The 12,417-nt window shown below is 64.2% G+C and carries 8 protein-coding genes and 7 tRNA genes; 13 read left to right on the top strand and 2 right to left on the bottom strand.

Annotation, left to right across the window (positions count from 1 at the left end):
- Positions 1-29 precede the first annotated feature (29 nt).
- The 13 genes from CKY51_RS13735 (at position 30) to CKY51_RS13675 (ending at position 9,852) form a co-directional block, all read left to right on the top strand.
- Positions 30-106 (top strand) — tRNA-Pro (locus CKY51_RS13735).
- Between the two features lie 42 nt (positions 107-148).
- Positions 149-225: transfer RNA gene (locus CKY51_RS13730), tRNA-Arg, on the top strand.
- Between the two features lie 31 nt (positions 226-256).
- Positions 257-333 (top strand) — tRNA-His (locus CKY51_RS13725).
- 83 nt (positions 334-416) lie between these two features.
- Positions 417-492, top strand: a tRNA-Lys gene (locus CKY51_RS13720).
- 168 nt (positions 493-660) lie between these two features.
- Positions 661-745, top strand: a tRNA-Leu gene (locus CKY51_RS13715).
- A gap of 184 nt (positions 746-929) precedes the next feature.
- On the top strand, positions 930-2,225 hold the full coding sequence (tig, locus tag CKY51_RS13710) for a trigger factor (RefSeq protein ID WP_022972297.1): 1,296 nt from the start codon (positions 930-932) through the stop codon (positions 2,223-2,225).
- 183 nt (positions 2,226-2,408) lie between these two features.
- Positions 2,409-3,035, top strand: coding sequence for an ATP-dependent Clp endopeptidase proteolytic subunit ClpP (gene clpP, locus CKY51_RS13705; protein WP_152249367.1), 627 nt, complete (start codon positions 2,409-2,411; stop codon positions 3,033-3,035).
- Positions 3,036-3,160: 125 nt separating this feature from the next.
- Positions 3,161-4,447: an ATP-dependent Clp protease ATP-binding subunit ClpX gene (gene clpX / locus CKY51_RS13700; RefSeq protein WP_152249366.1), complete on the top strand. Its 1,287-nt coding sequence runs from the start codon at positions 3,161-3,163 to the stop codon at positions 4,445-4,447.
- Positions 4,448-4,587: 140 nt separating this feature from the next.
- Entirely contained in the window at positions 4,588-7,059 is a 2,472-nt protein-coding gene (lon, locus tag CKY51_RS13695; protein WP_152249365.1) for an endopeptidase La, read from the top strand.
- A gap of 89 nt (positions 7,060-7,148) precedes the next feature.
- Entirely contained in the window at positions 7,149-7,544 is a 396-nt protein-coding gene (locus CKY51_RS13690; protein WP_280524708.1) for an HU family DNA-binding protein, read from the top strand.
- Between the two features lie 11 nt (positions 7,545-7,555).
- Positions 7,556-7,630 (top strand) — tRNA-Val (locus CKY51_RS13685).
- A 28-nt stretch (positions 7,631-7,658) separates the two neighbouring features.
- Positions 7,659-7,735, top strand: a tRNA-Asp gene (locus tag CKY51_RS13680).
- Between the two features lie 146 nt (positions 7,736-7,881).
- The gene (locus CKY51_RS13675) at positions 7,882-9,852 is read left to right on the top strand and encodes a peptidyl-prolyl cis-trans isomerase (RefSeq protein ID WP_022972302.1); all 1,971 of its coding nucleotides are present in this window, start codon (positions 7,882-7,884) and stop codon (positions 9,850-9,852) included.
- A 604-nt stretch (positions 9,853-10,456) separates the two neighbouring features.
- Here CKY51_RS13675 and CKY51_RS13670 read toward each other — a convergent pair.
- A complete protein-coding gene (locus tag CKY51_RS13670) occupies positions 10,457-11,644 on the bottom strand; it encodes a lytic transglycosylase domain-containing protein (RefSeq protein WP_022972303.1) in 1,188 nt (395 codons plus the stop codon).
- On the bottom strand, positions 11,641-12,405 hold the full coding sequence (gene gloB, locus CKY51_RS13665) for a hydroxyacylglutathione hydrolase (RefSeq protein ID WP_031339758.1): 765 nt from the start codon (positions 12,403-12,405) through the stop codon (positions 11,641-11,643). The genes CKY51_RS13670 and gloB overlap by 4 nt, the downstream gene beginning before the upstream one ends.
- Positions 12,406-12,417: the final 12 nt, after the last annotated feature.

Here is a 12,417-nt window from a genome sequence, read left to right as displayed (position 1 = left end):
GCCTTCGGGATTGAAAGGGTCCGTTCCGCCGGGGTATAGCGCAGTCTGGTAGCGCGCCTGCTTTGGGAGCAGGATGTCGGGGGTTCGAATCCCTCTACCCCGACCACTCCGAGCTTCAGGCGGCGTGGGAATGCGACATCCGGTCCGGGCGCCCGTAGCTCAACCGGATAGAGCACCGGCCTTCTAAGCCGGCGGTTACAGGTTCGAGTCCTGTCGGGCGCGCCATTGGCGGTGCGGTAGGATGCAGGTTTCAGTGGTGGCTGTAGCTCAGTTGGTTAGAGTACTGGATTGTGATTCCAGATGTCGGGGGTTCGAGTCCCCTCAGCCACCCCACTGAAATTGCAAGATGTGACCCGATGTCTCGCAGGGTGTTGCAACGAGGCAAGAAAGCACATACAATGTGCGACCAGTTTCAGGGGCCGTTAGCTCAGTTGGTAGAGCAGTTGACTCTTAATCAATAGGTCCAAGGTTCGAATCCTTGACGGCCCACCAAACAAGACAGCCACTCAGCGCAAGCCGAGTGGCTGTTTTTCTATGCGGCGACCCAAGCGGCAGGATTCCGCTCGATCGGTCCGCCGCCTCGTCGGAAGAGAAGGCGGCGCGCGCGGGCGCTTTTTCTTTGCCGGTATCCCTGCAACAATGCCGGGCGGGCGCAACATTGCGAAAGTGGCGGAATTGGTAGACGCACCAGATTTAGGTTCTGACGCCGCAAGGCGTGGGGGTTCGAGTCCCCCCTTTCGCACCAACAGGCCCGGCCGTGGGTTTCCGGCCGGAGCGGCGCCGCGTTCAGCATTCCGCTCCTTGCCGCCCCCGCTAGCAGCGGCCAGCGTTATCAGCCAAACTACAGGGCTCGGCGGCGTTCCCGCCATCCGTCAACCCGCCTTTCCATCTCGTGCCGACGCTGCATGCCGTCGGTGGCAGGAGTCCACATGCAAGCTTCGATCGAATCCACCGGCAATCTGGAACGCCGCCTGACCTTCACCCTGCCGCAGGAGCGCCTGGAGTCGCACGTCGGTGGGCGTTTGCGCGAGATCGCGCGTACCGCACGCATCAAGGGCTTTCGGCCCGGCAAGGTGCCGGCCAAAGTGATCGAACAGCGTTTCGGTCAGCAGGTGCGTGCCGAGGCGATGGATGGGCTGCTGCGCGAGACCTTCGACTCGGCCGTGCGCGAGCACGCGCTGCGGCTGGCCGGCAATCCGCGCATCGATCGCGCTGGCGAAAGCGATTTCGATTTCGTCGCCACGTTCGAGGTGGTGCCGGAGTTCGGTGATATCGACGTCGCCAAGCTGTCGGTGGTGCGTCACACCGCCGAGGTCACCGACGCCGACATCGACCAGATGATCGAGAACCTGCGTCTGCAGCGCCGGACCTGGAACCCGGTCACCCGCGGTGCCCAGGTCGGCGACCTGGTGGCGCTGGAGACCTGGTCGCAGGCCGGCGACGAGCGGCTGCCGGCCGAAGGCGTGGAAACCGGCAGCAGCGTGCTGGGCTCGGGCGTGATGTTCGACCAGATCGAGAAGGGCCTGGAAGGCCTGGCAAAGGGCGAAGAGAAGACCCTGAGCGTCGATTTCCCGGCCGACTGGCGGGTGCCTCAGTTGGCTGGCAAGACCGTGCAGGTCCACGTCAAGGCGGTCGAGGTCTCCGAGCCGGTGCTGCCGGAGGTGGACAAGGAGTTCATCAAGAGCTTCGGCGTGAAGAGTGGCGATGCCGATCAGTTCCGCGTCGATATCCGTACCAATCTGGAGCGCGAGCTCAAGGGTGCGCTGATGAACCGGCTGCGGCGCGAAGTGGGCGAGCAGCTGATCGCCGCCTATGCGCATGTCGAGCTGCCGCCGCGCCTGGTCGAAAACGAGGCGCGTGCGATGCTGGCCCAGCAGGTCGAGCAGATGCGCCGCAGCGGCCGCAATCCGGGCGACATCCCGGCCGATGCACACCAGGGCTTCATGGATGCTGCTTCCAAGCGCGTCCTGGTCGGCTTGCTGGTGGGCGAGGTGGCCCGTCGCAACGAGCTGCGTCTGGAGTCCAAGCGCGTCAGCGAAACGCTGCGTCTGATTGCCTCGACCTACGAAGAGCCCGAGCAGGTCATTGAGATGTACCGCAACGACCCCCAACTGATGAACGGACTGCAGAGCCGCGTGATGGAAGAGCAGGTGATCGACTGGATCGCCGAGCGCGCCCAGCACACCGAGCAGGCGCTGTCGTTCCAGGAGGCGATCCGCCAGTAAGGTGGATCACGCACCGTCTTCCCCGCGTGCTGGCTGCGGGAGGGGCGATGCGCGTCCTTGGCAAGACCGCAGATCCACAGCCCGCGCATTCATGTACGGGGAAGATGTAAATGCGAGTCCCTCGCAACAGCCCGCACATCCATGTGCGGGGATTCAACTAACGACTCAGGAGATTCCCCTCGCGTGGACAATGTGACCAAAGCTCTGAATCTGGTACCGATGGTGGTCGAGCAGACCAGCCGTGGCGAGCGTGCGTACGACATCTACTCGCGCCTGCTGAAGGAGCGTCTGATCTTCCTGGTCGGCCCGATCGACGACCACATGGCCAATGTCATCGTGGCCCAGCTGCTGTTCCTGGAAGCGGACAACCCGGAAAAGGACATCAGCATCTACATCAACTCGCCCGGTGGCGTGGTCACGGCCGGCATGGCGATCTACGACACCATGCAGTACATCAAGCCGGACGTCAGTACCATCTGCGTCGGCCAGGCAGCCTCGATGGGCGCGTTGCTGCTCGCCTCGGGTGCGGCGGGCAAGCGCTACGCGCTGCCGAACTCGCGGGTAATGATCCACCAGCCGCTGGGTGGCTTCCAGGGCCAGGCCACGGATATCGACATCCACGCCCGCGAAATCCTGACCTTGCGCTCGCGCTTGAACGAAGTGTTGGCCAAGCACACCGGCCAGTCGCTGGAGACCATTGCGCGCGATACCGAGCGCGACAACTTCAAAAGCGCGGTGGACGCCCAGGCCTACGGACTGGTCGACCAGGTGCTGGAACGTCGCCCGGAAGAGTCGATCCAACCGTCTTGATCGGCAACTGCCTGAAAACGTTGTGAAAACTGGCAGGGTCGGGGTGGACGGACGTCCTCCCGGCCCTGTGCTATTCTCGAATCGAACCCCCGTGCGATCGGGTGGGGTAACTGGGTAACAGAAGCATGAGCGAAGACCGCCAAGGTCGTTCCAGCGACAGCAACAAGATCCTCTACTGCTCCTTCTGCGGTAAGAGCCAGCATGAGGTCCGCAAGCTGATTGCCGGTCCCAGCGTGTTCATCTGCGATGAGTGCGTTGAGCTGTGCAACGACATCATCCGCGAGGAGCTCGAGGAGAAGGCGCAGTCGGCGCGTTCCAGCCTGCCCAAGCCGCGCGAGATCCTGGAGGTGCTGGACCAGTACGTGATCGGACAGCTGCGCGCCAAGCGCACGCTGGCGGTTGCCGTCTACAACCATTACAAGCGGATCGAGAGCCGTAGCAAGAACGACGATGTCGAGCTTGCCAAGTCCAACATCCTGTTGGTGGGGCCGACCGGTTCGGGCAAGACGCTACTGGCCGAAACCCTGGCGCGGCTGCTCAATGTGCCCTTCACGATCGCCGATGCGACCACGCTGACCGAAGCCGGCTACGTCGGTGAGGACGTGGAAAACATCATCCAGAAGCTGCTGCAGAAGTGCGATTACGACGTCGAGAAGGCGCAGCAGGGCATCGTCTACATCGACGAAATCGACAAGATCTCGCGCAAGAGCGAGAACCCGTCGATCACCCGTGACGTGTCCGGCGAAGGCGTGCAGCAGGCGCTGCTGAAGCTGATCGAAGGCACGGTGGCTTCGGTGCCGCCGCAGGGTGGCCGCAAGCATCCGCAGCAGGAGTTCCTGCAGGTCGACACCAAGAACATCCTGTTCATCTGCGGCGGTGCGTTTGCCGGGCTGGACAAGGTGATTCAGCAGCGCTCCAACGACGCTGGTGGCATCGGCTTCGGTGCCAAGGTGAAGAGCAGCGAGCGCAAGCAGGAAGTGGGCAAGATCCTGGCCGAGGTCGAGCCGGAGGATCTGATCAAGTTCGGCCTGATCCCGGAGTTCGTGGGCCGCCTGCCGGTGGTCGCGACCCTGGAAGAGCTGGACGAGCCGGCGCTGATCAAGATCCTGACCGAGCCCAAGAACGCCATCACCAAGCAGTTCCGGAAGCTGTTCGAGATGGAAAGCGTGGAGCTGGAGTTCCGTCCGGATGCGTTGTCGGCGATCGCCCGCAAGGCGCTCAAGCGCAAGACCGGTGCACGTGGCCTGCGCACCATCGTCGAATCGGTGCTGCTGGACACCATGTACGAGCTGCCCTCGCAGGAAAACGTCAGCAAGGTCGTGGTGGACGAGTCGGTCATCGAGCACAAGTCCGAGCCCTACCTGATCTACCAAGCCCAGCCGGCGCCGGCCAAGGCCGCCTCTGGCGATTGAACGGACTCGGCCGTCCCGCAGCGCCAGCCCCGCTGGGGGCTAAAGGGCTGCGTCCCGCTACTTGCAAGCCTTCGCCGATGGCCCCATAACGGGGCCATCGGCTTTTTTATGCCCTCTTCCCGATTCCTGCGGAGCGCCCCATGGCCCAGTCCCACTCTGAAGTCCTCGAACTACCGGTGTTGCCTCTGCGCGACGTGGTGGTGTTCCCGCACATGGTGATCCCGTTGTTCGTTGGTCGCGACAAGTCCATGCGCGCGCTGGAAAAGGCAATGGAGGCGGACAAGCGCATCCTGCTGGTGGCGCAGAAGTCTGCCGAGACCGACGACCCGGCCGCCAGTGACTTGTACACGGTCGGCACGCTGGCGCAGGTGCTGCAATTGCTGAAGCTGCCTGACGGCACCATCAAGGTGCTGGTGGAGGGTCTGTCGCGGGTCACCGTCGACAAGGTGACCGAGCAGGACGGCGCCCTGCAAGGCCGTGGCATCGAGGTCGAGACCAGCGATGCGCGCGAGCCGCGCGAGGTCGAGGCGATCGCGCGCTCGCTGATGTCGCTGTTCGAACAATACGTCAAGACCAACCGCAAGCTGCCGCCGGAATTGCTGCAGACGCTGGCCGGCATCGACGAGCCGGGTCGCCTGGCCGACACCATCGCCGCGCATATCGGCGTGCGCCTGGCCGACAAGCAGCGGCTGCTGGAAATCACCGATATCGGTGAGCGGCTGGAATTGCTGGTCGGCTTGGTCGATGGCGAGATCGACGTGCAGCAGCTGGAGAAACGCATCCGCGGCCGGGTCAAGTCGCAGATGGAGAAGAGCCAGCGCGAGTACTACCTCAACGAGCAGATGAAGGCCATCCAGAAGGAACTGGGCGACCTGGACGATGCGCCGGGCGAGCTGGAGGAACTGGCGCGCAAGATCGCCGAGGCGGGTATGCCCAAGCCGGTCGAGACCAAGGCCAAGGCCGAGCTCAACAAGCTCAAGCAGATGTCACCGATGTCGGCCGAAGCCGCGGTGGTGCGTAATTACCTGGATTGGTTGCTGGGCGTGCCGTGGAAGAAGCGCAGCAAGGTGCGCAAGGACCTCAAGGTCGCGCAGGACACCCTGGATGCCGACCACTACGGATTGGACAAGGTCAAGGAGCGCATCCTCGAGTACTTGGCCGTGCAGTCGCGCGTGAAGCAGATGAAGGGCCCGATCCTGTGCCTGGTCGGTCCGCCGGGCGTGGGCAAGACCTCGCTGGGACAGTCCATCGCCAAGGCGACCAATCGCAAGTTCGTGCGCATGAGCCTGGGCGGCGTGCGCGATGAGGCCGAGATCCGCGGTCATCGCCGCACCTATGTCGGTTCGATGCCGGGCCGACTGGTGCAGAACCTCAACAAGGTCGGCAGCAAGAACCCGCTGTTCGTGCTCGACGAGATCGACAAGATGTCGATGGACTTCCGTGGCGATCCGTCGTCGGCGCTGCTGGAAGTGCTCGATCCCGAGCAGAACAACGCCTTCAACGATCACTACCTGGAAGTCGATCTGGACCTGTCCGAAGTGATGTTCGTGGCGACCTCCAATTCGCTCAACATCCCCGGGCCGTTGCTGGACCGCATGGAAGTGATCCGCATCCCGGGTTACACCGAGGACGAAAAGCTCAACATCGCAGCGCGCTATCTGGTGCCCAAGCAGATCAAGGCCAACGGCCTGGCTGCCCAGGAACTGGCGATTGGCGAAGATGCCATCCGCGACATCGTGCGCTACTACACGCGCGAATCGGGCGTGCGCAATCTGGAGCGCGAAATCGCCAAGATCTGCCGCAAGGTGGTGAAGGAAATTGCGTTGGCCGGTCCGCAACCGGCAGCCAAGAAGCCGGCGGCAAAGAAGGGCAAGTCCAAGGCGCTGGTTGAGGTGAACTCGAAGAATCTCGATAAGTACCTGGGCGTGCGTCGGTTCGACTTTGGCCGCGCCGAAGAAGAGAACGAGATTGGCCTGGTCACCGGTCTGGCCTGGACGGAAGTCGGCGGCGATCTGCTGCAGATCGAGTCCACGTTGGTACCGGGCAAGGGCAACCTGATCCTGACCGGTCAGCTGGGCAACGTGATGAAGGAGTCGGCGTCGGCGGCGCTGTCGGTGGTGCGTTCGCGTGCCGAGCGCTTGGGTATCGATGTGGATTTCCTGCAGAAACAGGATGTACATGTGCACGTGCCCGATGGCGCTACGCCGAAGGACGGCCCGAGCGCGGGCATCGCGATGGTGACGTCGCTGGTGTCGGTGCTGACCAAGGTGCCGATCCGCGCGGATGTGGCGATGACGGGCGAGATCACCCTGCGGGGGCGCGTCTCGGCGATTGGCGGACTCAAGGAGAAGTTGTTGGCCGCGTTGCGCGGTGGCATTCGCACCGTGTTGATCCCGGACGAGAATCGCAAGGATCTGGCCGATATCCCCGCGAATGTGACGCGTGACCTCAAGATCGTTCCGGTCAAATGGATCGACGAAGTGCTGGATCTGGCACTGGAACGTCCACTCGCACCGTCGAAGGCAAGCAAGGAAAAGGCACGCAAGGGCGGGTCACGGGTTGCGGTGCGCGGCAAGTCGCGTACCACTCCGGGCACGCGCGTCAAGCACTGACACAGGCTGTCTAAACGCAGGCAGAACAGGCCAAAACCCGCGCCGTTATTGGGTTTTGGCTTGCGCCTGCATAGGGCGCGCTGGTATAAATGCACGACTCGTGGGCGCGGAATTGCGATGCGTCACGCGATACCACTTGTGTCGGGCTGTCGCGAAGGCGAGAGCGCCGACTGTCGATTCCGCGGCATCCGTCGCACAGGGAGTTCCAAAGAATGAATAAAACCGAATTGATCGATGCCGTTGCCGCTACCGCCGACATTTCCAAGGCGGAAGCCGGTCGCGCCGTCGATGCAGTCGTGAGCGAAGTGACCAAGGCGCTGAAGCGCGGCGAAGCCGTGACCCTGGTGGGCTTCGGTACCTTCCAGGTCCGCGAGCGCGCTGAGCGCACCGGCCGCAACCCGAAGACCGGCGACAGCATCAAGATCGCTGCTTCGAAAAATCCTGCATTCAAGGCTGGCAAAGCCCTTAAGGATGCAGTAAACTAATCGACTCGCTAGGGTGCTTAGCTCAGCGGTAGAGCGTCTCCCTTACACGGAGAGGGTCGGGGGTTCGAAACCCTCAGCACCCACCACAAAGCACTAAGCAAAAGTTTCAAGCGCGGAGCGGTAGTTCAGCTGGTTAGAATGCTGGCCTGTCACGCCGGAGGTCGCGGGTTCGAGTCCCGTCCGCTCCGCCAGTTTCATCCAAAGCCCTCGGCATTGCCGGGGGCTTTTTTATTAGGCTTTCCGGCCTTTTTTCCGCCGTCGGCGGGGGCGGCGCCGGATGCCGGGCGGGACGAAGCACGTTACACTGCGCGGCTCGCCCACAGGCCTCGATTTGCCAATGCTGCAGAAACTTCGCGACAAGACATCAGGCTGGATCGCCACCGCCATCCTGGGGTTGCTGATGATCCCGTTCCTGTTTGTCATCGACAACAGCTACCTGGGCGGCGTTGGCGCCAACAATGTTGCCAAGGTACAGGCACCCCCGACCTGGTGGAAATCGGCCCCGTCGTGGTGGCCGGTCTCGTTGCTGTGGCAGCACCACGAGATCAGCACGCAGGATTTCCGCACCCGGTTCGAGCAGGCTCGCATGCAGGAGCGGCAGCGCAAGGGCGATGACTTCGATCCGCGCAAGTTCGAATCGCGCGAGAACAAGTTGCAGCTGCTCGATCAGATGATCGACGAGCAGGTGGTTCGGCTGGGCGCCGAAGACGCCGGGGTCGTCATCGGTGACGCGACCGTGCGCGATTACATTGCCAACATCCCGGCCTTCCAGGTCGATGGCAAGTTCAATCCCGCCCAATATCGTGCCGCGCTTGCGCAAGGCACGCCGCCGCGTACGCCGGCGCAGTTCGATGGCCTGGTGCGCGAAAGCCTGCAGCAATCGGTGATTCCGCAGGCGATCGCCGATTCCGGTTTCGCGACCAAAAGTGAGTTCGAGCGCCTGCTCAAGCTGATGGGCGAAACGCGCGATGTGGAGCTGGCGACTCTGCCCGAGCCGGCCGCCGACACCGCGGCGGTCACCGATGCGCAGGTCAAGCAGTGGTACGACAGCCATGCTCAGGATTTCCGCCAGCCGGAAATGGTGTCGATCGAGTACGTTGAACTCAATGCCGCCAACCTGCCACCGGCGCAGCCGGCCGACGAAGCGACGCTGCGCAAACGCTATGACGAAGAGAAGGCGCGTTTCGTCGATCCGGAACAGCGCCTGGCTTCGCACATCCTGATCGCTGCCGGCAGCGATCAGGCCGCGCAGAAGGCGGCGGAGCAGAAGGCCACCGCTTTGGCTGCGCAGGCCAAGCAGCCCAGCGCCGATTTCGCCGCGCTGGCCAAGGCCAATTCGCAGGATCCTGGCTCCAAGGATTCCGGCGGCGATCTCGGCTGGGTCGAGAAGGGGACCATGGTCAAGCCGTTCGAGGATGCGCTGTTCGCGATGAAGGCTGGTGACGTCGTCGGCCCGATCAAGAGCGAATTCGGTTACCACGTCATCCAACTGCGCGAGATCAAGGGCGGCCAGGGCAAGTCATTCGAGCAGGTGCGCGACCAGTTGGCGGCCGAACAGCTCAAGGCCGACGCCGACAAGGCCTTTGCTGATCTGAGCGGCAAGTTGGTCGACCTGGTCTATAAGAACCCGACCGCGCTGGAACCGGCCGCCAAGCAGGTGGGTTTGCCGGTGCAGACGCTGGGACCATTCTCGCGTGCCAATGCCAGTGGCGTGGCTGCCAACCCGGCAGTCCTCCGCGCGGCGTTCTCCGAAACGCTGGTGCAGGACGGTACGGTCAGCGATCCGATCACCCTCGCGCCTAACCACAGCGTGGTGTTGCGGGTGACCAATCACACCGCCGAGCAGGCCTTGCCGCTGGACAAGGTGCGCGATCGGGTGATTGCAGCGATTCATGCCGATCGCAGCAGGCAGGCGGAGATCAAGGCTGCCGATGCGCTGATCGCCCGCTTGCAGAAGGGAGAGACGCTGCAGGCACTGGCCGAAGGCGAGAAGTTGCAGGTCACGCCGATCCCCGGCCTGCCGCGCACCGCGCCGATCCCGACGCCGGAAGCGAATCGCGCCATCTTCAGCGCGCCGCGCGCCAGTGAGGGCAAGCCTTCTGTCGGCAAGGTCGCTCTCAATGGCGGTCGCTATGCGGTGTTTGTCGTCAGTAAGGTCACGCCAGGCGATCTGACGCAGATGCCGGCCGAGCAGCAAACGATGCTGCGCGAGCAGCTCAGCCAGATGGATGGCGATCGTGCGGTCAGGGCCTACATCAAGGACATGCGCAAGCACTACAAGATCCAGGTCGAAGACGCGCAGCTGTAAGCAAGCGTCAAGTAGGTCAGCAGAAGGCCCGGCAATGCCGGGCCTTCTGTCGTTTGTGGGATGCGCGTGCGCGCTGTGGGTGCATTGGCAGATCGCCGGCTGGCTCGGCCGCCGATCGCAACGCCTGCATAACCCGGCAGTGGCAATGCCGTGTCGACGGCGTGCTGTCACTGAGCAGGTTGCCGTGGCTTGCCGCCGCGATCTCGGTTGCGGGTGTGTCGAGCGCTGGGATGCGGGTGCATCGGTGTCCGCGTCGTGGATTGGCGCCCATGCGGATGGACGGGGCCGGCCTGGTCCGACCCGGCCTCGTCCCGAACCGGTCCGCTAGGGCGGGCGCGGGCGAGGTGGCGAAGAGTCCGGCAGCTGCGATGGCGGCGCCAGGCGCGATGGCCGCGAAGCGAAGCCGCAAGGAGCCTGGCGAGCTGCGTCTGGCGCGAAACCGGCGCATTGATGTCGCCGCGCGACCGAGATGGGGTCTCCAATGACCAGCGGCGTCACGACAGCGCTGAGGCCCTCCCACCTGAAGCGGCGGCGCTTAGGGGCGGGCGATGGGCGAGCTTGCGCGCCAGAGGACTGGCCCCTGCGCAGGCCTTGGTGGCGTTGCTCAGGGCGTCTCGTCGAAGGACAGCACCATGCCTGGCTTGAGCACCGCGCGCTTGTCCAGGCCGTTGCTGGCCAGCAGGGCGGCAACCGTGACGCCATAGCGCCGCGCGATGGCCCAGGCCGATTCGCCAATGCGCACCGTGTGGGTGCGCGGCGTGCGTGCGGACGCCGTGCTCGCGGTCGCTTTTGCCGCGGCAGGCGCGTCGTTTGCCGCAGTCTCGTCATTGCTGGCTGCGGCGGCTAGGCTGCCCACGCTCGGCGAGGATGTCTGAGGTGCGCTACCGGCTGCTACCGGTGCCAGGACACGCACGCCGGTGGGGGCGGAACGGGTTGCCGCAATCGCCGGGTTCAGGCGAGCGACCAACTGCGGTTCCACCGCGCGTTGGCCCGCCCACGCGCTCAGGCTGGTGCCGGCAGGCAAGGCATGTTCGGTCAGGACCGGAACCGGTCTGTCCAGCGAGGCGAGCAGCTCGCCGTGTTCTTGCGCATGGTCGAGCACGCAGGCCAGGGCGTGCAGCTTTTCCACGTAGTCGTAGGTGACCTTGGACATTCCCGGCAATTCGGCCGGGCGCGCGTTCTGTGCGTTCATGCCGGCTGTGCGCATGGCCTGCAGCACGCGGTACTCGCCGGCGTTGTAGGCCATCAAGGCAAGCCGCCAGTCGCCACCGAACATGCCATACAGCGTTTTCAGGTAGCGCACCGCGGCGGTGGTGGAGTCCACTGCCGACAGGCGGCCGTCGTATTTCGCACCGACCGGCACGTGGTGATTGCGCGCAGTGGTCGCGACGAACTGCCACAGTCCGGCCGGTCCGCTGCCGTTGCGGGCGCCCGGGCGATAGCCGCTCTCGACGAAGGGGATCAGCGCGAATTCGGTCGGCATGTCGGCCTCGCGCAATGCATCCACGACATAGCCGAACAGGGGTAATACGTCTTGTGAGTCGTCAGCCAGGCGCGACGGTGCGCGCGAGAAATGCTGTTCCCAGCGGGCATCGGTATGGGCGCTATCGCAGCCCGGATCGGCTCGGCCTTCCAGAAAGTTGGCAAAGATGTCGCGCCCGTTGCGCACTGCCGGTGCGGCGGTCGCTTGCGGCTGGGCGTCAACGGCGGCCTCGGCCGTCGGTGGCGCCGCCAAGCAGGCTGGCGCGACCGCTGCAGCTGCGGCCAGGGCCGTCAGGAACAGGCGCCTCATGCCCTAAAGTCGTCTTTCCAGCGCCGAAGTTCGGCGAAAACGTCGACATCGGAAGTGGCATTCGCGTTGCGGCGGCCGATTGCAGCGCGAATCTCGGCAGCATCCGTGCGCAAGAAGGGATTGGTGGCCAGCTCACTCGCGAGCGAAATCGGCAGGGTAGGACGGGCTGCATGACGCATGGCCTGGGCTTCCTGTTGACGGCGCTGCAAGGCAGCGTTGGTGGGATCGACATGTAGCGCGAAAGCGGCGTTACGGAGCGTGTACTCATGACCGCAGCACACCTGGGTCTCGCCTGGAAGGGCGGCCAGTCGCTGCAGCGAGTCGAACATCTGTGGCGCCGTACCTTCGAACATGCGACCACAGCCTAGGCTGAACAGGGTATCACCACAGAACAGTCGGCCGTCGCCGACAAAGGCCAGGTGGCTGCGGGTATGGCCGGGGACGGCAAGGACCTCGAAGCGGGTTCCCAGCAAGGTCAAGGGCTCCCCCGCGCCAACCACATGGATGTCATCCGGAAGCCGCTCGTCATCCGGGCCAAACACGTCCAGCCCCGGCCAGCGCTGTCGCAGCTCGGCGACGCCACCGACGTGGTCGGCATGATGATGGGTCAGCAGCACCGCGGCAGGCTGGAACTCCCCGTGCTCGGCAGCCGCCAGGACGGGCGCCGATTGGCCGGGATCGACCACCACCGCGCGGCCGTCGTCAGCGGCCAGTACCCAGATGTAGTTGTCTTCGAATGCGGGCAGGGCGGTCAGTCGCATAGAATTGGGACC

This window comes from Xanthomonas maliensis (assembly GCF_009192945.1).
Lineage (GTDB): Bacteria > Pseudomonadota > Gammaproteobacteria > Xanthomonadales > Xanthomonadaceae > Xanthomonas > Xanthomonas maliensis.
This window is presented reverse-complemented; position numbering and strand designations above follow the sequence as displayed.

Coding starts and splice junctions, on each gene's coding strand:
- gloB (WP_031339758.1), bottom strand. CDS start 12,405: ATGCGACTGACCGCCCTGCCCGCATTCGAAGACAACTACATCTGGGTA.
- clpX (WP_152249366.1), top strand. CDS start 3,161: ATGAGCGAAGACCGCCAAGGTCGTTCCAGCGACAGCAACAAGATCCTC.
- CKY51_RS13670 (WP_022972303.1), bottom strand. CDS start 11,644: ATGAGGCGCCTGTTCCTGACGGCCCTGGCCGCAGCTGCAGCGGTCGCG.
- lon (WP_152249365.1), top strand. CDS start 4,588: ATGGCCCAGTCCCACTCTGAAGTCCTCGAACTACCGGTGTTGCCTCTG.
- CKY51_RS13675 (WP_022972302.1), top strand. CDS start 7,882: ATGCTGCAGAAACTTCGCGACAAGACATCAGGCTGGATCGCCACCGCC.
- tig (WP_022972297.1), top strand. CDS start 930: ATGCAAGCTTCGATCGAATCCACCGGCAATCTGGAACGCCGCCTGACC.
- CKY51_RS13690 (WP_280524708.1), top strand. CDS start 7,149: ATGCACGACTCGTGGGCGCGGAATTGCGATGCGTCACGCGATACCACT.